Annotated in this window: 21 protein-coding genes; 11 read left to right on the forward strand and 10 right to left on the reverse strand. The window is 48.0% G+C overall.

The genetic code is table 11. The features are described 5' to 3' along the window. The first annotated feature begins 387 nt into the window (after positions 1-387). Positions 388-3,162, forward strand: coding sequence for a DNA polymerase I (gene polA / locus A8L45_RS10335; protein WP_068901921.1), 2,775 nt, complete (start codon positions 388-390; stop codon positions 3,160-3,162). A 125-nt stretch (positions 3,163-3,287) separates the two neighbouring features. Continuing rightward, positions 3,288-3,335, forward strand: a complete 48-nt coding sequence (spfP, locus tag A8L45_RS25820) for a small protein SpfP (RefSeq protein WP_438616993.1) — start codon at positions 3,288-3,290, stop codon at positions 3,333-3,335. Positions 3,336-3,797: 462 nt separating this feature from the next. Here the strand turns inward: spfP and yihA are convergent, their stop codons facing one another. Next, positions 3,798-4,472, reverse strand: coding sequence for a ribosome biogenesis GTP-binding protein YihA/YsxC (gene yihA / locus A8L45_RS10340; protein WP_068901923.1), 675 nt, complete (start codon positions 4,470-4,472; stop codon positions 3,798-3,800). A gap of 149 nt (positions 4,473-4,621) precedes the next feature. Here yihA and A8L45_RS10345 point away from each other — a divergent pair, with 149 nt between their 5' ends. Beyond that, a complete protein-coding gene (locus A8L45_RS10345; protein ID WP_068901926.1) occupies positions 4,622-5,239 on the forward strand; it encodes a c-type cytochrome in 618 nt (205 codons plus the stop codon). A 321-nt stretch (positions 5,240-5,560) separates the two neighbouring features. Here A8L45_RS10345 and A8L45_RS24170 read toward each other — a convergent pair whose 3' ends face one another. Continuing rightward, positions 5,561-5,872, reverse strand: coding sequence for a hypothetical protein (locus A8L45_RS24170; RefSeq protein ID WP_139122355.1), 312 nt, complete (start codon positions 5,870-5,872; stop codon positions 5,561-5,563). A gap of 96 nt (positions 5,873-5,968) precedes the next feature. Here A8L45_RS24170 and A8L45_RS10350 point away from each other — a divergent pair, with 96 nt between their 5' ends. The 4 genes from A8L45_RS10350 to hemN all read left to right on the forward strand — a co-directional run bounded on the left by A8L45_RS10350 (position 5,969) and on the right by hemN (position 9,126). Then, entirely contained in the window at positions 5,969-6,613 is a 645-nt protein-coding gene (locus tag A8L45_RS10350) for a class I SAM-dependent methyltransferase (protein ID WP_068901928.1), read from the forward strand. After that, the gene (yihI, locus tag A8L45_RS10355; RefSeq protein ID WP_068901930.1) at positions 6,610-7,161 is read left to right on the forward strand and encodes a Der GTPase-activating protein YihI; all 552 of its coding nucleotides are present in this window, start codon (positions 6,610-6,612) and stop codon (positions 7,159-7,161) included. Before A8L45_RS10350 ends, yihI begins: the two co-directional genes overlap by 4 nt. 3 nt (positions 7,162-7,164) lie before the next feature. Continuing rightward, entirely contained in the window at positions 7,165-7,659 is a 495-nt protein-coding gene (locus A8L45_RS10360; protein WP_068901932.1) for a DUF2489 domain-containing protein, read from the forward strand. Between the two features lie 93 nt (positions 7,660-7,752). Further along, the gene (gene hemN / locus A8L45_RS10365) at positions 7,753-9,126 is read left to right on the forward strand and encodes an oxygen-independent coproporphyrinogen III oxidase (protein ID WP_068901934.1); all 1,374 of its coding nucleotides are present in this window, start codon (positions 7,753-7,755) and stop codon (positions 9,124-9,126) included. Positions 9,127-9,246: 120 nt separating this feature from the next. On the opposite strand, the gene A8L45_RS25500 is transcribed toward hemN, so the two are convergent. The 5 genes from A8L45_RS25500 to glnA all read right to left on the reverse strand — a co-directional run bounded on the left by A8L45_RS25500 (position 9,247) and on the right by glnA (position 14,668). Next, positions 9,247-9,369 (reverse strand): hypothetical protein, encoded by a 123-nt coding sequence (locus tag A8L45_RS25500; RefSeq protein ID WP_281181510.1) that lies wholly within the window; start codon positions 9,367-9,369, stop codon positions 9,247-9,249. Positions 9,370-9,380: 11 nt separating this feature from the next. Beyond that, entirely contained in the window at positions 9,381-10,385 is a 1,005-nt protein-coding gene (gene add, locus A8L45_RS10370) for an adenosine deaminase (protein ID WP_068901936.1), read from the reverse strand. 106 nt (positions 10,386-10,491) lie between these two features. Then, positions 10,492-11,901 (reverse strand): nitrogen regulation protein NR(I), encoded by a 1,410-nt coding sequence (gene glnG, locus A8L45_RS10375; protein ID WP_068901938.1) that lies wholly within the window; start codon positions 11,899-11,901, stop codon positions 10,492-10,494. Positions 11,902-11,910: 9 nt separating this feature from the next. After that, positions 11,911-12,981, reverse strand: coding sequence for a nitrogen regulation protein NR(II) (gene glnL, locus A8L45_RS10380; RefSeq protein ID WP_175401967.1), 1,071 nt, complete (start codon positions 12,979-12,981; stop codon positions 11,911-11,913). A 277-nt stretch (positions 12,982-13,258) separates the two neighbouring features. After that, complete coding sequence (glnA, locus tag A8L45_RS10385) at positions 13,259-14,668, reverse strand: glutamate--ammonia ligase (protein WP_068901943.1); 1,410 nt, start codon at positions 14,666-14,668, stop codon at positions 13,259-13,261. 562 nt (positions 14,669-15,230) lie between these two features. Here glnA and typA point away from each other — a divergent pair. Further along, on the forward strand, positions 15,231-17,060 hold the full coding sequence (typA, locus tag A8L45_RS10390) for a translational GTPase TypA (RefSeq protein WP_068901945.1): 1,830 nt from the start codon (positions 15,231-15,233) through the stop codon (positions 17,058-17,060). A 113-nt stretch (positions 17,061-17,173) separates the two neighbouring features. Here typA and A8L45_RS10395 read toward each other — a convergent pair whose 3' ends face one another. Together A8L45_RS10395 and A8L45_RS10400 are read right to left on the reverse strand one after the other, a co-directional pair. Then, positions 17,174-17,422, reverse strand: a complete 249-nt coding sequence (locus A8L45_RS10395) for a GlsB/YeaQ/YmgE family stress response membrane protein (RefSeq protein WP_068901948.1) — start codon at positions 17,420-17,422, stop codon at positions 17,174-17,176. Positions 17,423-17,555: 133 nt separating this feature from the next. Continuing rightward, a complete protein-coding gene (locus A8L45_RS10400; protein ID WP_068901950.1) occupies positions 17,556-18,191 on the reverse strand; it encodes a DUF2959 domain-containing protein in 636 nt (211 codons plus the stop codon). 51 nt (positions 18,192-18,242) lie between these two features. On the opposite strand from A8L45_RS10400, the gene A8L45_RS10405 reads away from it, so the two are divergent. The 3 genes from A8L45_RS10405 to A8L45_RS10415 are packed head-to-tail and all read left to right on the forward strand — an operon-like array spanning position 18,243 to position 20,589. Beyond that, the gene (locus A8L45_RS10405; RefSeq protein ID WP_068901952.1) at positions 18,243-19,205 is read left to right on the forward strand and encodes a virulence factor BrkB family protein; all 963 of its coding nucleotides are present in this window, start codon (positions 18,243-18,245) and stop codon (positions 19,203-19,205) included. Then, positions 19,177-19,611, forward strand: coding sequence for a D-aminoacyl-tRNA deacylase (gene dtd, locus A8L45_RS10410; protein WP_068901955.1), 435 nt, complete (start codon positions 19,177-19,179; stop codon positions 19,609-19,611). The genes A8L45_RS10405 and dtd overlap by 29 nt, the downstream gene beginning before the upstream one ends. 30 nt (positions 19,612-19,641) lie before the next feature. After that, positions 19,642-20,589, forward strand: coding sequence for a bifunctional GNAT family N-acetyltransferase/hotdog fold thioesterase (locus A8L45_RS10415; protein WP_068901957.1), 948 nt, complete (start codon positions 19,642-19,644; stop codon positions 20,587-20,589). Here A8L45_RS10415 and A8L45_RS10420 read toward each other — a convergent pair. After that, positions 20,578-22,494, reverse strand: a complete 1,917-nt coding sequence (locus tag A8L45_RS10420; RefSeq protein WP_068901959.1) for an AsmA family protein — start codon at positions 22,492-22,494, stop codon at positions 20,578-20,580. The two genes, A8L45_RS10415 and A8L45_RS10420, sit on opposite strands and share 12 nt — an antisense overlap. Positions 22,495-22,540 lie beyond the last annotated feature (46 nt).

Consider the following 22,540-nt stretch of genomic DNA (forward strand, 5'->3'; position numbering starts at 1 on the left):
AAACATGAAAAGTGATCAATCAATATAAGATCAACATAACGATCACAATATGCCAGCAAAGATAAAACCTTTTCAGATCTCCCTGTTACAGATGAGAAGTGTGATGGAAATTTTTGATCCAGTGTTGCATACGGTATTTATTTTTCCACAGTGAATGATCCCAGATCGATCCTATAATCGATCATTGGTTTAGATCTAACATTATGAAATTTATCGTTTTTAAATATTGTAAGAAGTTGCTTTAACGGTTGATCTAAATATTAAAAAATAAATACTAACAAACTTATCCACAGACTGAGCGCTAATGTATGAAAAGCAGGGTTAACAGAAAACGCCAGTCATGGCATCCTAGCTTTCTTATTAAATTTCCGGCTATCTGACTATATTATGGCGACTATTCCTGAAAACCCGTTGATCCTCGTTGACGGCTCTTCTTATCTTTATCGTGCTTATCATGCCGCGCCCAACTTCACCAACGCGCAAGGTGAACCTACAGGTGCTGTTTACGGTGTTGTTAATATGCTTCGCAGTCTGGTCAAACAGTTCCCGACATCGCCAGTTGCGGTCATTTTTGATGCCAAAGGTAAAACGTTCCGTGACGATATGTATGTTGAGTACAAGGCGAACAGACCGCCGATGCCTGACGATCTTCGCCAGCAAATCGAGCCTCTCCATGCCATCATCGAGGCAATGGGCTTTCCTATGCTGGTCATCGAGGGGGTAGAGGCTGATGACGTCATTGGTACGCTCGCCGTTCAAGGGTCTGCAGCTGGTATGCCCGTGCTGATCAGCACTGGTGATAAGGATATGGCACAGCTTGTTGATGAAAACGTCACGCTGATCAATACCATGAACAACGTGGTAATGGATACGCAGGCCGTTCACGATAAATATGGATTCGGTCCTGAGCATATTATCGACTATCTGGCACTGATGGGGGATAAGGTCGACAACATCCCTGGTGTTCCGGGTGTTGGTGAGAAAACAGCGACGGCGCTTATTGCAGGAATCGGCGGGTTGTCTGCGCTTTACGATAACCTTGATGATATTGCTGCGCTGGGCTTCCGTGGTTCAAAAACCATGGCAAAAAAGCTGACGGAAAACAAAGAGAATGCCTATCTGTCGTATGAGCTGGCGACAATTAAACTCGACGTTGAACTGCCTGTTAAACCACAGGATCTGGTTAACGGTGAGCCGAACACTGAAAAACTGGTCGAACTTTATACGCATCTGCAATTCCGCCGCTGGCTTGCTGAAGCCAAAGAGGGCATTGCAATGCCCGTTGCCAGCGATAAACCCTCTGATGCGCAGGGTGAAGATATATCTGAGCCGGCAGCGACAGACATTGATCGCAGTCAATATGAGACCGTTCTGACAGAAGAAGCGTTTCATGGCTGGATGGAGAAATTACGCAGTACCGATGTGGTTGCCTTCGACACAGAGACTGACAGTCTTAACTACATGGAAGCCAATCTGGTTGGGGTCTCTTTCGCTGCAGCGGAAGGGGAGGCTGCATATGTTCCTGTCGCGCACGACTACCTTGATGCACCGGAACAACTGGACCGTGACTGGGTATTGGCACAGATGAAGAGTTGGCTTGAGGACCCCGCTGCCGCCAAAGTAGGACAGAACCTTAAGTATGATGCCAGTGTGCTGGCCCGGTATGATATCGCGATGCGAGGTATTGCCTACGATACGATGTTGGAATCTTATGTTTTCAACAGCGTTGCTGGCCGTCATGATATGGACAGCCTTGCACAACGATATCTCAATCACACCTGTATCAGCTTTGAAGAGATAGCAGGCAAAGGGAAGAAGCAGCTCACTTTCAATCAGATTCAGCTAGAGCAGGCGTCTCCTTATGCAGCCGAAGATGCTGACGTGACACTGCGTTTACATAACCACCTCAAAGAAAAAGTAGAGTCCGATCCCTCGCTGAAAACCATCTTTGAGCAATATGAGATGCCACTTGTTCCAGTGTTATCACGCATGGAGAGAAACGGTGTTCTGATCGACAGCATGATGTTGTCTGCTCAGTCAACGGAGCTGGGAGCAAGACTCGACGAGATTGAAAAGAAAGTCTTTGAGATCGCGGGTGAGGAGTTCAATTTAAGTTCTCCCAAGCAGCTACAAGCAATCCTGTTTGAAAAAATGGGGCTGCCAGTGGTCAAGAAAACCCCTTCAGGCACACCTTCAACCAATGAAGAGGTACTGCAGGAGCTGGCGCTGGATTACCCGTTACCCAAGTTAATTCTTGAGTATCGTGGTTTGGCAAAGCTCAAGTCTACCTACACAGAAAAGCTGCCTAAGATGGTCAATCCACACTCAGGGCGTGTGCATACCTTCTATCATCAGGCGGTAACAGCGACCGGGCGTCTGTCTTCAACTGATCCTAATTTACAGAATATTCCGGTGCGAAACGACGAAGGACGACGGATCCGTCAGGCATTCGTTGCTCCTGAGGGTAAAACGATTCTTGCTGTCGACTACTCACAAATTGAGTTGCGTATCATGGCTCACCTTTCGGGCGATGAGGCACTGCTAGCTGCGTTCCGTGAGGGCAAAGACATTCACACGGCGACAGCTGCTGAAGTAATGAGTATCAGCATTGATGAGGTGACCTCTGAGATGCGTCGCCGGGCAAAAGCGATCAACTTCGGCCTCATCTACGGTATGAGTGCGTTCGGTCTTGCCAAGCAACTGGGTATACCCCGCGCAGAAGCTCAGAAGTATATGGATTTGTACTTTGAGCGTTATCCCGGTGTCAGGCAGTACATGGAATCGACCCGTCTGAAAGCCTCTGAGCAGGGATACGTAGAAACCATCTTTGGTCGTCGCTTACACCTTCCTGAAATCAAATCACGTAACGGCATGCGTCGTAAAGCGGCAGAGCGGGCAGCGATTAATGCCCCTATGCAAGGAACGGCTGCAGACATCATTAAACGGGCAATGATTCTGGTTGATAACTGGATACAGCAACAACCCGAGGGAACAGCTACCCTTATCATGCAAGTACACGATGAATTGGTTTTGGAAGTCAGTAACGAAAAATTGGTAAGTGTCGAAGCAGAAATTTGTCGTTTGATGGAATCTGCCGCTGATTTGGCAGTGCCCTTGGTTGCAGAATCTGGCACAGGTGACTGCTGGGATAAGGCTCACTGATTTAAATCACTTTTATCGCAATAAAGTCCGTTATCTACGGGCTTTTTTTGAAATTAAATTACACTTTGCGCTTTATTTAATCAGCCAATTGTTATACAGTTCTCTTCGTAGGGTACAGAGGTAAGATGTTCTATCTTTCAGACCTTTTGTTTCACGTTATTGGATTTGGCTGATTCAGCTGCCTCGATCTTCAAATAAGGTCGGGGCGTTTTTTTTTGTACTTTTCTAACTAAACAATCATCTCCTGCCTAATTTTTCATCATTATTTCTATTTATGGCTAATTTTTAGCCTGTAAATCTATGCTTACACATTTCACATACTCATTTTAGAGTAATTACTTTAATTTATTTTTACTCTAGATATAATGTAATTAACTTCTTGTTCTTGATGTGTTCAAGCTGTTGATGAGTCATTTTTCAGCAGTTTTTGACGAAGTTTCGGCCGATCATTTCTTTCGATCGGCTTTTTTATTTCTGTAACTTTATTTCCTTTTTATTCTCCAATAGTCTTCATTATCAGACTTAATAATTATTGAGAATTATCTTTTTACTGAGTAACTCGATGATTTTGAACATCTAAAAAAGGAAAAAAGAAAGGCAGTGACCCACCCGGAGACCCCGGGCGGGGGAAAACGTTAGTCTGGCTGGTCTGTCGCTACAATATCTGAATCAATCATTTCCAGATCCGATTCTGTCACTTCCTGTTCAACTGACAGGAACCAGTCATCAAGCTTACGACGAAGCTTATCGACACCCAGCCCTTTCAATGATGAAAAGAGTTCAACCTGAACATCACCACAAAAGGCCAGCGACGCTTCCTGAATTTTCATCAATTGTGCCTTTCGGGCTCCACTCTTCAGCTTGTCAGCTTTCGTCAGTAACACCATGACAGGTAACTGGCTTTCTACCGCCCAGTAGATTAACTGCTGGTCAAGATCTTTCATCGGATGACGGATATCCATCAGTACAACCAGACCTTTCAGCTGCTCGCGCTTTTGCAGATATTCACCCAGCGACTTCTGCCACTTCTTTTTCATCTCAAGCGGGACCTGAGCGAAACCATAGCCGGGAAGATCGACAATATGACAACCCTCATCTACTTTAAACAGATTGATCAGTTGGGTTCGGCCGGGAGTTTTACTGGTCTTCGCCAGACTCTTTTGGTCGCAAACGCGGTTAAGTGAGCTTGATTTTCCCGCATTTGAACGGCCCGCAAAGGCGATTTCGATGCCTGTGTCATCAGGTAGATGCCTGATATCTGGTGCACTCGTGATGAAGTGCGTGTTTCGATAGTTGAGTGAAGGATTCACTGTTAACTCCGTCTCGACCTGATGTTGCCGAATAGTTACTTTTATGTAAATTTGTGTAAAATAATAGTGCTCGTTTTTTGCCCGCTCATTGTACCATGAAGGCGCAAACAACGTGTCACTGGAAGCTTAAAAACAATAAATGGAATGTCATGAAGAAATTAGCGTTAATTCTAACCCTATTTGCAAGTTTCTCGGCATTCGCCGGAGGCGATGTAAAAGCAGGGCAAGCAATCTCGGCAACATGCGCTGCATGCCATGGCGTAGATGGTAATAGCGCAGTAGCAATTAACCCCAAACTTGCAGGCCAACACCCGAAATACCTTCTTAAACAGTTGAAAGAATTTAAGAGCGGTATGACCAGCCAAGGAAAAACCGGGCGTTACAATGCAGTGATGGGCGGCATGGTTGCTGCGTTATCTGAAAAAGACATGGAAGATCTGGCAGCCTACTTCGGTTCTCAGGACGCAATACCCGGTACAACACCTGAGTCGTCTATCGCGGTAGGTCAAAGGCTCTACCGAGCTGGTGATCCGTCTCGGGGTATCGCAGCATGTATTGCATGTCACGGCCCCCGTGGTAACGGCACGCCGCTCTCTGGTTTTCCTAAAATTTCAGGCCAGCATGCCGACTACACCAAGCTGCAACTCGAGATGTTTCGTTCCGGTAAGCGAAATAACGATATGAACGGTATGATGCGCTCGATTGCAATGAAGATGACTGACGATGAGATTTTGGCTATCTCTCAGTATCTCGGTGGGTTGCACTGATCAATCCCAACCACATCGCTGGTTGATCGACAAAAAGGCGGCAAATGCTGCCTTTTTTATCCTTATGGGATCTGTCTGATAAACACAGAAATTCCCTCTCTTCCTAAAAGTCATCCCTTCTTGTAAGACATTGACCATTTCTGCCTGTATTTTTGGATTATTATTATTTGCAGATTGATAGTTAAATCCATATAAATCATTCAGTTATGTTTTTAATTGGTATGTCAGAGAAGATTTTGTGACTTTTGTCGTCTTTTTTGTCAGACCAAAATTCGTAAACTTTCTCATGTCGACAGGGGAAACGACATGGAATAAAGGACGTCAGGAACGACGGAGCAGGATGCTCAAAATAACACTGGATGTGGCAAGGAAGCACGGAGCAGGCAACTGCACTGGATGACACGGAAGCTGCGTATCTCGGATGATACGAATTAAGGATAAACTCTCAACGGATGAGAGAAGAGGAATACCGCTTAGGATGGCGATGTGCTCAGGATGAGACCAAGAGGAAATTGAAAACTCATCAGGATGATGAACAACAATAAACAACGCTGGAAGCAATGATTTAACAGGATGTTTAGCCACCGGGATGTGGGCGACCATTAAGGAATAATGGCGAAAGAATAGGTTCATTATGAACACTTTTACAGCGACAGGTTTTTACCTGTCGCTTTTTTATTTTTTGGGTTTCTGATACATTTCCGCCATTCGGTTTGTAACAGGATCCTTATGTCTCAAAAGTGCCCGCTGTGTCCCTCTATGACACAGACTTTATTCCACCAGGATAAGCGTCGGTGCTACTTCCGTTGTGAACACTGTTATCTCGTATTTGCTGACCCTGCCACTCGTTTGTCTCCTGAGCAGGAAAAAGCCATTTATCAGCAGCATGAGAACAGTCCGCACGATGAGGGATACAGGACATTTCTAAACCGCGTTGTTGAGCCTCTTCTGGCTCGCATACCGCCCGCACAGCAAGGACTGGACTTTGGCTGTGGACCCGGGCCTACTTTGTCGTTGATGTTAGAAGACAAGGGGCACAGTGTTGCTCTTTATGATCCGTTTTTCGCGCCCAACGACGCTGTACTGAAATCAGTGTATGATTTCGTCACCTGCACGGAAGCTATCGAACATTTCTACTGCCCTGGCAAAGAGTGGGGGCAGTTGTTGCGTTTGGTCAAACCCGGCGGATGGCTGGCATTGATGACCAAACTGGTGAAAGATGCTGATGCGTTTAGTCGCTGGCATTACAAAAACGACCCAACCCACGTGAGCTTTTTCAGTCGCGAAACCTTCTGTTTTCTGGCGGACCGTGATGGTCTTGACGTGGACTTTGTTGGTAACGATGTCATTTTACTGAGGAAGAAAACTGCATGACCCGCAAGAAAAGAAGCAGAAAAGTTGGCTCTGAAGGGCCAGCGCAATATGACGACCGCTCGCCAAGCCAAACTGAGCTTGAAGGACGTCTTCAGAAAAAACTGAAAAAACGCAAAGGCTTGAAAGCTGGCTCCCGTCATTCTGATACAGCCACCTTGTCTGCGAGAAAGCAGGCAGAGAAGAAAGATCCCCGCCATGGAAGTAAAAAGGCGGTTCCTTTGATTGTTGAGAAAAAACCACATCCAAAATCTGCCGAGGCGAAAAAAGCACGCCGTCTCAGCGCAGAGCAGGAACTTGAGATGTTGGAAAACGATGCACAACTGAATGTGCTGCTTGATCGTATTGAAAACGGTGAAAGTCTGGGTGCAGGGCTTCAAGGCTATGTTGATGAGAAGCTTGACCGTATCGAGGTGCTGATGAAGCAGCTTGGCATCATGGATGAGTCTGAACCCGAACCCGAAAAAGAAGAAACACCTTCATCGTCAAAAAAACGTACCGATGACGACTTGTTAGCGGCGTTTGAAAACCTGGATATAGATCAGGAGTAAGCTTTGGATACATTACGGTTAGCTTTGATCGTGCTGGGTGGGGGGATAATCCTTGCCCTTTCAGCCTATGCTGGATGGCTGCTGTCGCAATTGAGAACACAGAAGCGCCAACAACAGGCCCTGATGGATCAGGCAATAACGAAAAGGAATGACAAGATCATTGAGAGCGTAGACGTAATTGCCATGGCTGCCCTCCAGGACCAATGCGACCTGTCAGAAGCTGCGATCCGTCTTTATATGATCATGGACCATTTGCAGGGCGAGAAGCGGATTGAATTTCCTACCGCGTACCCTGCACTTTACGAACTGTATGATGTTGTTAAAGACATGCCACGCGGTGACGCTAGAAAAGACCTTAAAAAACGTGAGAGAATGCGCTTTGATATGACGCGCATGAAGGCTGAATCTCGTCTTCAGGTTGCTATCCATACCGAGCTGGAAGAAATTCTGGCTTTTACCGGCGCTAAAATGACGCCGGTTCGCCCACTGGCGAGCTAAATTCCTGTCGCCCTGCCGGTATCCGCCGACAGGGCATGTTCGGCGGCATCGCCCTTGGTTGTGTCGCTGGACCCAACTAAAGTGGAAAGAAAGATGTCTAAGCAGCAAATCATCTGGGATCAGGCGCTGATAGAAAAGTACAACTATTCAGGGCCCCGTTATACTTCATATCCCACGGCACTGGAGTTTCACGAAGCCTTCACAACCTCTGAGTTCGATACTGCCTGCCAGCAATACCCTGAGCGTCCTCTCTCGCTATATCTCCATATTCCCTTCTGTCACACCCTCTGCTACTACTGCGGTTGCAACAAGGTGATCACCCGGCATCGTCACAAGGCTGACAAGTACCTTGATGTCCTGGAACAAGAGATCAAACAACGGGCGACACGGTTTGGTGCCAGAAAGGTCACCCAAATTCACTGGGGAGGGGGCACTCCAACATTCCTCCAGAAAAAACAGATCTCTCGTCTTATGGGACTACTGCGCTCGCTGTACACTGTGATGCCAGATGCAGAGATCAGTATTGAGATTGACCCAAGAGAAATTGAGCTGGATGTGCTCGATCACTTGCGCGATGAAGGTTTTAACCGCATCAGTATCGGCGTCCAGGATTTTGATAAGAAAGTCCAGCAGGCTGTTAATCGTGAACAGGATGAGACCTTTATCCGTGATCTGGTTGCGCGCGCTAAGACGTTGGGTTTCCGCTCCACCAATCTTGATTTGATTTATGGTTTGCCACATCAAAATTTGGAAACGTTTAGTGACACACTGGCGAGAGTGATTGAGATGGAGCCCGGCCGTCTTTCAGTGTTTAACTATGCGCATTTGCCAACACTGTTTGCTGCTCAGCGAAAGATTAAAGATGCTGACCTCCCGAGTCCCTCGCAAAAGCTGACGATGCTGGAGCAGACTATTAATACCCTGACTAATGCGGGTTACCAGTTTATCGGCATGGACCATTTTGCCCGGCCAGATGACGAATTGGCGATTGCCCAGCGTGAGGGCATCCTGCACCGGAATTTCCAGGGTTACACGACGCAGGGCGAATGTGACCTACTGGGAATGGGAGTGTCTGCTATTTCTATGATTGGGGATGTTTACGCCCAGAATCAGAAAGAGCTCAAACATTATTATGCTCAGGTCGCTGAAAAACAGCACGCGCTCTGGAAAGGGGTGCAACTGACGCAGGATGATTTGTTACGCAGAGAAGTGATTAAGAATCTGATTTGTAACTTTGCGCTTGATAAAGCGTACATCGAGCAGACATTTAACCTTAAATTCGATGAGCACTTTGCTGAAGATATCGCTTTGCTGGCACCGTTTGTTGAAGACGAACTGGTAACTATTGATGAAACATCGGTGAAAGTTACCCTGAAAGGGCGTCTTCTCATCCGAAATATCTGCATGTGTTTTGATACGTATCTGAGAGATCGCGCCCGGCAACAGAAGTTCTCCAGGGTTATTTAAGTAGACTCGATTCAATAAAAAAAAGCAGCCAAGGTAATGGCTGCTTTTATGTCTTTGGGTTATGTCACTGTTCATTGTCTGTGAATGCAAAATCCACAAGTGCCGAAATCATCAAAGTGTTCAGACGCCTGAGCTGAACAGGGCGAGCACGATTGCCAGCAGAGCAGCAAGCAGACCGGGTGTCGATGAGACTGCTTCACCACTGGCATTGGCGAGCTCACCAGCTATAAAAAGGTTTTCCATTTTCTACTCCATCACACTCTGGCGGCGGCTTTTTCAATCAGCTCGCGTTTTTCACTGTCTGACAGATAGGCGATTTTCATCCCATTTTCTTGTAACTGACGGATCTGCTCAGCGGACAGTCCCGCCTGTGGTGCTGCCACTTCGTATTCGTAGGGAAGTTCAATACCTGAAACGGCCGGGTCGTCGGTGTTCAGTGTTGCCAGAATACCGTGTGAAAGGAATTGTTTCACGGGATGGCTGGCGAACGAAGCAACAGTACTGGTTTGTACGTTTGATGTCAGGCATGACTCTATGCCAATGCCTTTCTCCGCCAGAAAATCCATCAGTTTAGGATCTTCTATCGCTTTTACACCATGGCCGATACGGTTAGCGCCAAGCTCATTGATCGCTTGCCACATACTCTCCGCACCAGCGGCTTCGCCTGCATGGACGGTAATATTCAGATCTGCACTGCGGGCTTTGGCAAAGTGTTCTGTAAACTGGTGGCCCGGCTGGCCGAGTTCGTCACCCGCAAGGTCAATGGCGACCAGATGCTGTTTTTGTGTCAGTAAACCATCCAGCTCCTGCATACAGGCATCAGTACCAAACGTGCGGCTCATGATGCCGATGAGGTTGGTTTTGACACCAAAATCACGGCTACCTGCCTGCACACCGTCAACAACGGCTTCAACTACGCCAGCGATAGGAAGACGATGCTTCATGGCCATGTAATAAGGCGAAAAACGCAACTCTGCGTAGTCAATGCGGGCATTGAGTGCATCTTCTACGTTTTCGTAGGCGATGCGGCGGACCGCCTCAAGATCACCCAGTACTGCCACACCCCAGTCAAGCTTGGACAGGAAGCCAACAAGATCCGGCTCATTGGTCATCACCTGCACATGCGGGCGAAGCGCTTCCAGTGTATCGGCAGGTAAGTCCATGCCAAACTGCTGGCCGAGTTCAAGAATGGTCGAAATACGAATATTGCCATCCAAATGACGATGTATATCCGTCAATGGCAAGTTCGAAGTGATCATAGCCGAGGTCCTTAATGCAAATGAAAAGCAAGTATAATGACCAGTGTGATTTAAGCTAGATAAATGCAACGCTTTGGTGATGAAAAACTCACCTCTGGAATAACGATCATGAGTGGTGAAGCTCCTTCAGTTTCCTCGTCAGCGTGTTTCGTCCCCATCCCAGCAGTTTGGCGGCTTCTTGTTTACGTCCCCGGGTATGCTGGAGTGCCTCGTCCAGTAAAATACGTTCAAACTCGGGCAAGGCATCGCGTAAGAGGTTTTCATTACCGTTGGTAAGAGACTCTCTGGCCCACGAAGACAACGCCTGTTGCCAACTTCCCGCCTCAATTGTTTTATCGGTTTGTGGATCACTTTTCACCAATTCAGGGGGTAGATCGGCGGGTAACACCTCTTTACCGCTGGCCATAACGGTGAGCCAGCGACAGGTATTCTCCAACTGTCTGACATTGCCCGGCCATTGCAATTCGGTAATGAGTGTTTCTGTCTCTTTGTGAAGTGTTTTCTCTTCTACGCCCAACTCTTTAGCCGCCAGTTTGAGGAAGTGACTGGCGAGTTTGGGAATGTCTTGTCTGCGCTCGTTGAGGGAGGGCAAATGAACCCTGATTACATTGAGGCGATGAAATAGGTCTTCCCTAAAATCTCCCTCTGCGACTCGCTGCTCTAGGTTCTGGTGGGTTGCAGCAATGATTCTGACATCGACCTTAATGGCTGAGTGTCCGCCAACGCGGTAAAACTGACCGTCTGCCAGTACCCGCAGTAGTCGGGTCTGTACCTCAAGAGGCATATCACCAATTTCATCAAGGAAAAGGGTGCCGCCATGCGCCTGTTCGAAACGTCCCTGCCTGATTGTGTTGGCGCCGGTAAAGGCCCCTTTTTCATGGCCAAAAAGCTCTGATTCAATCAGATCACGGGGAATGGCTGCCATGTTGAGTGCGATAAAGGCATTTTTTGCTCTCGGACTGTGGCGATGAAGAGCTTGTGCCACTAATTCTTTACCCGTTCCGGACTCACCATTAATTAAAACCGAAATTGATGAGCGGGACAGTCGGCCAATTGCCCTGAACACTTCCTGCATGGCTGGTGCTTCGCCAATGATCTCGGGTACAGGTTGGTCTGGCGTAATAGGTTGTTGTTTGCGTTTCTGCTCCTGACTATGACTGACGGCACGGTCAACTAGGGTGACGGCTTCATCAATATCGAAGGGTTTTGGCAGGTACTCAAATGCACCTTTTTGATAAGCACCGACAGCTGCATCTAAGTCTGAATGCGCGGTCATGATGATCACAGGTAAATCAGGGTAATCACGCTGGAGACTTTTTAATAGTTCAAAGCCGTCAGTGCCGGGCATGCGTATATCAGAGACCAGAACATCTGGGACACTGCGGTTAAGATTTTCAAGCACACTGTCTGCATCGGCGAACGTTTCGCACGCCATACCCGCTGCAGTCAGTGTTTTCTCAAGCACCCAGCGAATGGAGCTATCGTCGTCTACTACCCAGATTAACCCTTTGCTCATGTTGGTCCCCTAACGTCGAATCGGCAGAAAAATGGTGAAGGCAGTATTGCCAGGCCAGCTGATCACATCGATTTTGCCGCTATGCTGGTCAATAAGATTGCGTGTGATCGACAACCCCAGTCCAGTGCCGCCAGCCCGACCTGTCACCATGGGATAAAAAAGCGTGTCTATCAGCGACGGCTTAACACCCGGTCCGTTATCTATGATTTCTATTTTTGCCACCAATCGGTGACGTTTTCCATGAAGCAGAACCTGATGCTCGGTTCTGGTGCGCAGCAGGATTTCTCCACCCTTATCAGCCAGTATCTGACAGGCATTGTTGACTACATTGAGAATTGCCTGAACCAGCTGGTCTTCATCAATCAATATCTCTGGCAGACTGGGATCGTAATCCCGTTTGATCTCAACGTTGTCTGACTTGTCCAACTGAACCAGCTGACGGACTTTCTCCAACACCACATGGATATTCTGTTCTTTTTGGGCTCCGGGTTTTTGTGGCCCCAGCAGGCGATCGACCAAGTTTCTCAGTCTGTCAGCCTGTTCGATAATGATACCTGTGTATTCATTAATAGCAGGATCTGGCACCATTTTTTCCATTAGCTGGGCCGCGCCGCGCAGTCCGCCAAGAGGGTTTTTAATTTCATGCGCCAGACCACGTACCAACTCTTTGGCGGCCTGTTGTTGTGCATGTTGTGATATCTCCTGACTAATCCTTTGCTGCTGACCAATCGGTTTTATCTCCAGCAAAATCGCTTGCTGAGTTTGCCAGCTCAGCGGACTGGCACTGAGTTCGACTTTGCGTTGCTCTCCATCAATCACAATAGTGACATCGCTATCCGTGAGTCCTTGTCCGTTAGTCAGAGTGTCACGAATCAGACTGAGGTCAGCCGAGCAATGTTGCAGGAGCTGAGGCAATGGTTTTTCTTTCAAGCGTCGCGCACTTTGACAAAACAGCTGTTCAGCTGCCGGGTTGGCATAGACTGCGGTGAGGCTACTATCCAACACCATTACGGCGGTGATCAGATTATCTAAAATTGTTTCTGTCATTGTTGCCACGTTACCATCCCTGTATTGCACCATATTGGTGCATTCAGTTTACCCGATGCGGTCTTTTTGTGCAGACCTTAATTTGATTTCAATTTAATCTGCTGTTTTTGTTACATTTTTTAACAGTGCCGAGTCGTTATGTATTACTACTATAACAAAGCAATTAGCTTGCCAATTTGATGCGTTGTGAGTGAGAAGAGCGTCAGTTAAGTGGCAGTGCGGTGCGAATAAATCAGGTGGCCACTCTCTGTGTGCGCCAGAATAAAAAAGCCCGCATTCGCGGGCTTTGTTTTACCTTAGACCTTAAGTTTTATACTGAGTAGTACAGCTCAAACTCAACAGGGTGAGTCGTCATTTGCAGACGCTCAACGTCCTGAGACTTAAGACCAATGTAAGAGTCGATAAAGTCGTCAGTGAAAACGCCACCTGAAGTCAGGAAGTCACGGTCGTCACTCAGCGCTTGCAGAGCCTGCTCCAGTGAAGATGCAACAGTTGGGATCTCCGCTGCTTCTTCTGCTGGCAGGTCATACAGGTCTTTGTCCATTGCATCACCTGGGTGAATCTTGTTCTTGATACCATCAAGGCCTGCCATCAGCATTGCGGCAAAACACAGGTAAGGGTTCGCTGTTGGATCACCAAAACGAACTTCGATACGACGTGCTTTCGGACTAGGTACAACCGGAATACGGATAGAAGCAGAACGGTTGCGCGCTGAGTAAGCCAGCATAACAGGGGCTTCGAAGCCCGGAACAAGACGCTTGTATGAGTTAGTTGATGCGTTAGCAAAGGCGTTGATCGCACGTGCGTGTTTGATGATACCGCCGATGTAGTAAAGCGCAGTTTCAGACAGACCGCCGTACTTGTCACCAGCAAACAGGTTTTGACCATCTTTTGCCAGAGACTGGTGAACGTGCATACCTGAACCGTTATCGCCTACCACGGGCTTAGGCATAAAGGTTGCAGTTTTGCCAAAAGCATGCGCTACGTTGTGAACAACATACTTATAAATCTGAATTTCGTCTGCTTTTGACGTCAGGGTATTGAATCGAGTTGCAATCTCGTTCTGACCTGCTGTTGCTACTTCATGGTGGTGAGCTTCAACAACAAGACCCATCTCTTCCATCACCAGACTCATCGCACTACGGATGTCCTGTGAAGAATCAACCGGTGCAACAGGGAAGTAACCGCCTTTAACGCCCGGACGGTGGCCTTTGTTGCCGCCTTCGTAGTCTGTGCCGCTGTTCCAGCATGCTTCAACGTCATCGATTTTGTACGATGCGCCAGACATATCAACAGAGTACTTCACGTCGTCAAACAGGAAGAACTCAGGCTCTGGACCGATAAGTACGGTATCTGCAACGCCAGTAGAGCGCATATATTCTTCAGCGCGTTTAGCGATAGAGCGTGGGTCACGATCGTAGCCTTGCATAGTAGCAGGCTCGAGAATGTCACAACGGATGTTCAGAGTGCTGTCTTCGGTAAATGGGTCAAGAACGGCAGTGCTTGAATCTGGCATCAGTACCATGTCGGACTCATTAATGCCTTTCCATCCCGCAATAGATGATCCGTCAAACATTTTGCCTTCTTCAAAGAAGTCATCATCGATTTGATGGGTAGGGATAGAAACATGTTGCTCTTTACCCTTAGTGTCGGTAAAGCGCAAGTCGACAAATTTTACTTCGTGTTCTTGAATAAGGGAGAGAACGTTTTCGGCTGACATGTGAATAAACCTCCGTTGTCAAATGTTAGTACGCGACGAGTGCCTCCTGCCACGTGTGTTGATTGCATCAATGCTAAATGCGTGCCAGTTCCTGAAAGCCAGTCTCCGCCTGTGTTTGACAGATGATGCATGGTTTTGGTTCATACCGATTGCATCATATTGGTGCATCAAATGCACCAAATTAGTGCGGGCGGGAGGTTTCCTCGGCGCCGTCTCCATTCAGCAGTGCCAGCCGGACATTGTCAATGCTATCACGGCACTTTAGAGCAAATGTAGTGTGTCTGTGTGACATTGATCATTGCCTGCCAGCCTGAACATACTCTTAGGGTCGCCGAACATAGTGACCATCGTATGAATGAAACTTGCTGATCAATAAATCGCAGTAAAATCTGGGTGTTTGCGCGGCAATCGATAAATATCCGTAGACCAGCCTCACATAGTTGGTGGGTTTTGGTCGAAAATCTGTTAAATTACGGCCGTTTTTTTAATCAAGTGGCGGTGGGCATCCGATTAATCATTTTTGGATCGCTAACGACAGACTTTTTTGAGTGAAAGAGTACCCATGTCTACGTTACAGATAGATAAATTGAGAAATATCGCGATTATCGCGCACGTTGATCACGGTAAAACAACCCTGGTTGATAAACTGCTTCAGCAGTCCGGCACCCTAGAAACCCGTGGTGAGCAAGAAGAACGTGTCATGGACTCGAATGATATCGAGAAAGAGCGTGGCATTACCATTCTTGCAAAAAACACTGCGATTAACTGGAACGATTTCCGCATCAACATCGTTGATACCCCGGGACACGCAGACTTCGGTGGTGAAGTTGAGCGTATCATGTCCATGGTCGATTCTGTGCTGCTGATCGTTGACGCTGTTGACGGCCCAATGCCGCAAACCCGCTTTGTAACACAAAAAGCCTTTGCACACGGTCTGAAGCCAATTGTTGTTATCAACAAAATCGACCGTCCGGGTGCACGCCCTGACTGGGTAATGGATCAGGTGTTTGACCTGTTTGATAACCTGGGAGCAACTGATGAACAACTGGATTTCCAAGTTGTTTATGCATCTGCACTGAACGGCTGGGCAACTTTGGAAGAAGGCGAAACTGGCGAAGATATGGAACCACTGTTCCAAGCTATCGTTGATAACGTTGCTGCGCCATCCGTTGACGTTGAAGGTTCGCTGCAAATGCAAATCTCTCAGCTCGACTACAGCTCTTACGTTGGCGTAATCGGTGTTGGCCGTGTTACCCGTGGTTCTATCAAGCCAAACCAGCAGGTTTCTATTGTCGGTTCAGACGGTAAGACCCGCAACGGTAAGGTGGGTACAGTGCTGGGTTATCTTGGCCTTGAGCGTCACGAAGTGGAAGAAGCAACAGCAGGCGACATCATCGCTGTTACTGGTTTGGGTGAGCTGAAAATCTCTGACACCATCTGTGACGTAAACGCAGTTGAAGCGCTGCCTGCACTGAGTGTTGATGAGCCGACAGTGACCATGACCTTCCAGGTGAATACTTCACCGTTTGCGGGTAAAGAAGGTAAATACGTGACGTCGCGTAACATCCTTGAGCGTCTGCAAAAAGAGCTGGTTCATAACGTGGCTCTGCGTGTTGAAGAAACTGATGACCCGGACAAGTTCCGCGTATCTGGTCGTGGTGAACTTCACCTTTCAATCCTGATTGAAAACATGCGTCGCGAAGGCTTCGAGCTGGCGGTATCGCGTCCTGAAGTTATCATCAAAGAAGAAGACGGCCAGAAAATGGAGCCGTTTGAGACTGTGACCATCGACGTTCTGGAAGAGCACCAGGGCGGTATCATGGAAAACATTGGTCTGCGAAAAGGTGAACTGACTGATATGTCACCAGACGGTAAAGGCCGTGTGCGCATGGACTTTATGATGCCTTCTCGTGGCCTGATTGGCTTCCAGACTGAGTTCTTGACTCTGACTTCAGGTTCTGGTCTGATTTACCACAGCTTTGACCACTACGGCCCACACAAAGGCGGTACTATTGGTCAACGCAACAATGGCGTACTGATCTCTAACGCAACTGGTAAAGCTCTGACTTACGCACTGTTTAACCTTCAGGAGCGTGGTCGTCTGTTTGCTGAGCATGCTGATGAAGTTTATGAAGGCCAGGTGATTGGTATCCACAACCGTTCAAACGACCTGACAGTAAACTGCTTGAAAGGTAAGCAGCTGACTAACGTTCGTGCATCAGGTACTGATGACGCGCAGGTACTGACTCCTGCTATCAAGTATACCCTTGAACAGGCACTGGAATTCATCGATGACGATGAACTGGTCGAAGTGACGCCTGAAAGCATCCGTATTCGTAAGAAACTGCTGACGGAAACAGATCGTAAACGCGCAGGCCGTGCGGCGAAGTAAGCATTAGCTGTCTAACCCATCTCTTATGGGTCAGACGACGTAAAAAAGCCTCCTCTGGAGGCTTTTTTTATCTTGGTTAAAAACACAGTCCTCTGAATGCTTACGTGTCGCCGTCAACGAAAGTGTCTGACGTAGATGAGCAAAGGAATGATGGCACCGATGACAGCAGCTGTGAGGCCGATAAAACTCATCTCCTTCGGGCTGGTCAGGCTTAGCAGGGATAGGGTCCACCCCGCAGTGACAGCGCCGCCTATTCCCAACAACACGGTGATATAGGCCTCGTCGGGTCGCCTGACAGGTGTCAGGAGTCTGGTCAGTACACCGAAAAAAAGACCAGATAAAATCCATGAAATGATTCCCATCGGATAGCTCCTCAGGCTTCAGCAGTTCTGCTGTTACACTGGCTCAACGCTACGCTAAATCCCCCGTTTTTGCTGGCTTATCAGTGGGACTGTCTCGTTGTTCTCGATAAACCACAATATTTGTCAATCACGTCTACTGCTTGAGCGTCTTCAGGAAGCGATCTGACTCTGCAATCGCGACCTCCATATCACGGATAGCCAGGCGAATATCTTTCTTAAGGACAGAAAACTCCTGTTTTAGTGAGCCTATTGCCGCAGCGTTCAGGTTATGTTTTAAAAACAGGGTATTGTCTCTCAGCGTATCCAGTACCGGAGTCATCTTTTTCTCAGCTTTGCGCATGGCACTGAGCATTTGCTGGTAACTGCGTCGGGTCATTTTCAGTTTCTTCTGACTGTCCTGACGCAAGCGCGCGCTGGAGTAGAGCTCGAGTTCATCTTCCCATTCCGCAAACAGTGCCTCAGAGACGCCTTCGACGGCTTCAATACGACTACTCACCTGCTTGGCTGCACTCTCACTGGCTTCGTACTTGTCATTGAGTGAGTTATAAACCTGCTCAAGTTCTCCACCGTTAAACTGGGTCAGTTCAGAGAAAGATGTCAGTGCATCAGTAAAGGTCTCCTGCGCGTCCTGCTGCGCCTCTGAGGCTTCCTCAACCCGGTCTGCCATAATATCCCGTTTGTGAATACCGACTTTCTCCAGTGTCGAATAATAGGTTGACTCACAGCCAGCAAGGCCGAGAAGTAAGATACCAATGGCTAAATTACGCACACAATTCTCCTTATTGTTTTGGTGTATGATGAGGGTCCAATCCCCAACTCAATGATAGGTGTTGTGATCATCCAGAAAGAAGCCTTACACAGATGGCTACAAATATCACTGGCTTTTAGCCACCATTTACGCCTGCGTCTCAGCCATGACAGGCTGACCGTCAATGCTGGCTACATGGCCTATGTCACCCTATTATCTCTGGTGCCTCTTCTTACTGTTTTATTGTCTGCTTTGTCAGCGTTTCCTGTATATGACGGTGTGGCGCAGGCCGTTCAGAAATTTGTGATCACCAACTTTGTTCCTGCTTCAGGAGAAGTGCTTGAGACATATCTGAATCAGTTTGTCGCCAATGCTGGAAAAATGACCGCGATAGGCGTCTCGTTTTTATTTGTTGTTGCCCTGACGTTGATCTCTTCGATTGATAAGAGTCTGAATTATATATGGCGGGTCAAACAAAAACGTCCGCTTGTGGTATCGTTTTCGATTTACTGGATGGTACTGACTCTAGGGCCAATTTTGGTGGGTACCAGTATTGCTGTCAGCTCTTACATTACCTCAACGGTTGTGTTTAAAAACGGTGTTACCGACCAACTGGTACCGGGATTATTACGCTTGTTACCTTTTATGCTGACGACACTGGCTTTCCTCGGTCTTTACACCTTGGTGCCAAACCGGCCGGTCCGGGTCATTCATGCTCTGGCTGGCGCCATTGTGGGCAGCTTGTTATTTGAGCTTGGCAAAAAAGTATTTGCTGTATATCTCGCTAACTTCCCCTCTTATCAGCTGATATACGGTGCGCTGGCAGTGATCCCTATTTTATTCTTTTGGGTTTATATCAGTTGGTGCATTGTGTTGCTTGGCGCAGAAATAACGGCAGCACTTGGCGAGAAATCTATGTGGCGTCCGCAGCATCGCCAGCAGAGTGAAAATAAGATGGACAGAGTTATCGACAGCATGGCAGAGATGGGTATAGGAGCAAAAACAAATGATTGCGCTGATTCAGCGGGTAAGTGACGCACGGGTTGTTGTCGATGGTGAAACCGTTGGAGCCATTGGAAAAGGTTTGCTGGTCTTATTGGGCGTTGAAAAAGGCGATGATGAGAAAAAAGCCCACCGTCTTCACGAAAAAGTACTCGGCTATCGGGTATTTGAGGACGCGGAAGGAAAAATGAACCTTAATGTACAACAGGCTGGTGGTGAGGTGCTGGTTGTATCGCAGTTTACACTGGCGGCTGATACCAAGAAGGGCATGAGGCCCAGCTTTTCCGGCGCAGCGCCAGACGAAGCAAACCGTCTTTACGAAGTGTTTACGCACTACTGCCGGGAATCTGGTGTGCAGACCGAAACAGGACGTTTCGCTGCAGACATGAAAGTCAGCCTGACCAATGACGGTCCGGTGACGTTCTGGCTTCAGGTTTAATGGATTAATGACACCAGGAGAGTGACAATTATGTTCCGACTGTTAACACCAACCAGTGATCAGCAGCTGACAGATTATTATCAGTTTCGTTGGAAGATGCTGCGTGAACCATGGCATCTGCCTCAGGGGTCGGAACGTGATGCCTATGATGTGAGTGCACATCACAGGATGATCGTAGATAGCAAAGGAGAGCCTGTTGCTGTTGGAAGACTTTATCTGACGCCTGAAAATGATGGTCAGATTCGATACATGGCGGTGACTCCGGATTATCGTAACCGAGGCCTCGGAGCACTGCTATTGATGGCGCTGGAGTCGCTGGCGCGTCAGGAAGGTGCATTGCGCCTTGTATGTAATGCGAGAGAAGACGCTGTGGGATTTTACAATCAGCACGGCTTCAACAGCCAGGGAGAGCTCAGTGAAGAGCGAGGCCCTGTGCGTCACCAACAAATGCTTAAGGCACTCGATCCTCTCTCTGACGTCGTGAGGCGACCGGAGTGGTGTGCAGAGTTACAGCAGCGTTGGCAAAGTCAGATCCCAATCAGTGACAAAATGGGTATCCGTATCAGCCAGTATACGGGTTATCGGTTTGAGTTGACCGCGCTACTCAATGCTAACCTGAACCCCCACCACAGCATGTTTGCCGGCAGTATTTTTAGTATGGCAACACTGACTGGCTGGGGTATGGTGTGGTTGTTGATGAAAGAGCGCCGCCTAAATGCTGACATCGTATTGGCAGACAGTCACATTCGCTACAAAGCCCCAATCACAGAGAAACCACGTGCTGTAGTCTCTCTGGACAGTTTAAGTGGCGATCTTGACCGTCTGGCAACAGGTAGAAAGGCTAGAGTTAAGCTTGAAGTCGCCATATTCAGTGACGAGACTGCCGTCGGCACCTTTACCGGCACATTCGTCTTGGTACCGAAATCGGCAGAAAACCACGATGATCCATCAAAAAATGAGGAAGAGTTAGTTTCCTGATTGAACTCTTTTGGGGGCTGGTGTTACGCGAATGCCCCCTTTTTGACTCACCAAGTCCCAGTTAGCCCGCATCCTGTACGTATCATCTGCCGTCGAAGAGACTGTGACGGATTGCATTTTTATCCTTCCCCTGTCTGCGACAAGCTTTATTGGGCTGACTGCTACGGTTTTAGCTTCAGATCCCGAATGATTTTGGGGAGTCGCGGTAAACAATGATTCAAGGCTGTTCTCCAGCGAGCTGTCATTGTCGACAGTCAACACACTGTTGTGCAACTCAGCGTTCAGCGAGCCATCCAGACTGAAACTAAAGCTCTTCCAGTCTGTCGCCAGGCCTGACAGCGAAAGTGATACATCATGTTCACCACTCAGCGGTAGGTTAAGCCCAGCCCAGCGTTGATAGATCCCCGTCGGGATGCCCAGCCCTTGTGCCTCGAACTGCCATTGCTGACTCGGGCTTTTCAAATCAATACTGCCTTTTGCATTACCCTGACCTTTACGAAACGACAGGGTTGCTTGCTGTAATTGCCAGAGACCGTCTGTTGCTGTCATTTTGATGAAAGGGGTCATTAACGCGACTCGATTGATGTTGGCGAGCGCGGCATCGGCTGTCAGGTCACCTTGCCACATCTGAGACTGTCCTTGATGTTTGAGCGTCAGCTCAGAGCCTCTGACGTTGACTGCTTCGATAAATATCGGAAAGCTGTCGTCATAAACCGCCAGACCGAGATGTTTAAGGGTGAGCTGGCCGATATTCACAGAATCAAGTGAGCCCCACCACTGATATATTTTTTCTGCTTCCTCAGGCTCAAATGTCAGGCTGACGCCACTTAGCAGCGCATCGTCGAGTTCAAGTTTACTTTTCGTTGCCCTCCCTGCAAGGCGAATGAACCCCTCCTGAAATCTCGCTGACAAACCTGAGATGTCTATACCATCAGGACGGACAGCGAGCTCTGCAATTGCGTCTGCCAGCACGTAATCACCTGAGCGCAGCAACGTCGCGTTGAAAGAGATTTGTGTCCCCTTACCTGTTTGCCAGAAGACGGTATCGTTCTCAAACCCAATGTCGTAAGCCGATAGGTTCAGGTGTTCAACTCCCCACTCTGAAAAATCAGCACTCAGATCCAATATGTCTAATCGCTCGAGCTGAACCTTATGAGCACGGGCAAATGAACGGGTATTGTTGAGAAGTGCCTGCGTATTTTTGGCTGATTGTAATCTACCGTTACTGATGGTCAGTTGATTGATGGTCAGGTTCTCGTCCGGGGACCAGACGGCACGCCCGGAGACAGATGCAGTTTCTAGATCAAAAGACAGGCCTTTGATAATCCATTTTTTATTCTGATAAAAGCTATTTACCAGTAATTTCGACACCGTCTGTTGATGCCATATTGCACTGGGTGCCTCTAGCTGAAAATCACCATGAATATTCGGGTGACCATTTGCGTCAACGCTCCATCTGGTCGTTTGTATCTTTGCATTTGACAGTTGAAGTGTCGGGCTAGAATAGACAAGGTTCTCGATAGCAAGCGTATCAATTTCCAGTCCCGGCGGGAGGTCAAGTGAGAGCGGCTTATCAACCACTGTTCCGTTGATGGTGAGGTTGTTAAGTTTTAGAGGTCCTGTCAGCAAAGACTTCGGAGCCAGTGTTGCCGAAAGAAAGTCAGCTTTTGCTATTGGCTGAGATTTATTTCTCAGCTCAAGCTGCGACAGTGTCAAAGTCCATGGTCTGTCGAGCGAGTAGGTCATTTCTCTGGCTTCCAGCCTAAAAGGTGTCATCCAAGTCAGGTAAAGTTGCACCATAGGCAAGCCTGCCTGAGTATGCAGGATTGCCAGCACAGAGCCAGATATCAACAAAGCCGTGATCACCAATATGGCAATCAGTTTTAATACAAAGCGAATGGCCACTGAGTCTTCCCCACAAAGAATCGTTTCTTTTCATCCATGAATGAGT

The sequence above is a fragment of the Veronia pacifica genome (genome assembly GCF_001707825.1).
Classification (GTDB): domain Bacteria; phylum Pseudomonadota; class Gammaproteobacteria; order Enterobacterales; family Vibrionaceae; genus Veronia; species Veronia pacifica.

Coding starts and splice junctions, on each gene's coding strand:
- yihI (WP_068901930.1), top strand. CDS start 6,610: ATGACCCGCAAGAAAAGAAGCAGAAAAGTTGGCTCTGAAGGGCCAGCG.
- polA (WP_068901921.1), top strand. CDS start 388: ATGGCGACTATTCCTGAAAACCCGTTGATCCTCGTTGACGGCTCTTCT.
- glnA (WP_068901943.1), bottom strand. CDS start 14,668: ATGTCAGCCGAAAACGTTCTCTCCCTTATTCAAGAACACGAAGTAAAA.
- A8L45_RS24170 (WP_139122355.1), bottom strand. CDS start 5,872: ATGAACCTATTCTTTCGCCATTATTCCTTAATGGTCGCCCACATCCCG.
- A8L45_RS10395 (WP_068901948.1), bottom strand. CDS start 17,422: ATGGGAATCATTTCATGGATTTTATCTGGTCTTTTTTTCGGTGTACTG.
- A8L45_RS10405 (WP_068901952.1), top strand. CDS start 18,243: ATGATAGGTGTTGTGATCATCCAGAAAGAAGCCTTACACAGATGGCTA.
- dtd (WP_068901955.1), top strand. CDS start 19,177: ATGATTGCGCTGATTCAGCGGGTAAGTGACGCACGGGTTGTTGTCGAT.
- A8L45_RS10345 (WP_068901926.1), top strand. CDS start 4,622: ATGAAGAAATTAGCGTTAATTCTAACCCTATTTGCAAGTTTCTCGGCA.
- hemN (WP_068901934.1), top strand. CDS start 7,753: ATGTCTAAGCAGCAAATCATCTGGGATCAGGCGCTGATAGAAAAGTAC.
- glnL (WP_175401967.1), bottom strand. CDS start 12,981: ATGGTGCAATACAGGGATGGTAACGTGGCAACAATGACAGAAACAATT.
- A8L45_RS10415 (WP_068901957.1), top strand. CDS start 19,642: ATGTTCCGACTGTTAACACCAACCAGTGATCAGCAGCTGACAGATTAT.
- typA (WP_068901945.1), top strand. CDS start 15,231: ATGTCTACGTTACAGATAGATAAATTGAGAAATATCGCGATTATCGCG.
- add (WP_068901936.1), bottom strand. CDS start 10,385: ATGATCACTTCGAACTTGCCATTGACGGATATACATCGTCATTTGGAT.
- A8L45_RS25500 (WP_281181510.1), bottom strand. CDS start 9,369: ATGGAAAACCTTTTTATAGCTGGTGAGCTCGCCAATGCCAGTGGTGAA.
- A8L45_RS10350 (WP_068901928.1), top strand. CDS start 5,969: ATGTCTCAAAAGTGCCCGCTGTGTCCCTCTATGACACAGACTTTATTC.
- glnG (WP_068901938.1), bottom strand. CDS start 11,901: ATGAGCAAAGGGTTAATCTGGGTAGTAGACGACGATAGCTCCATTCGC.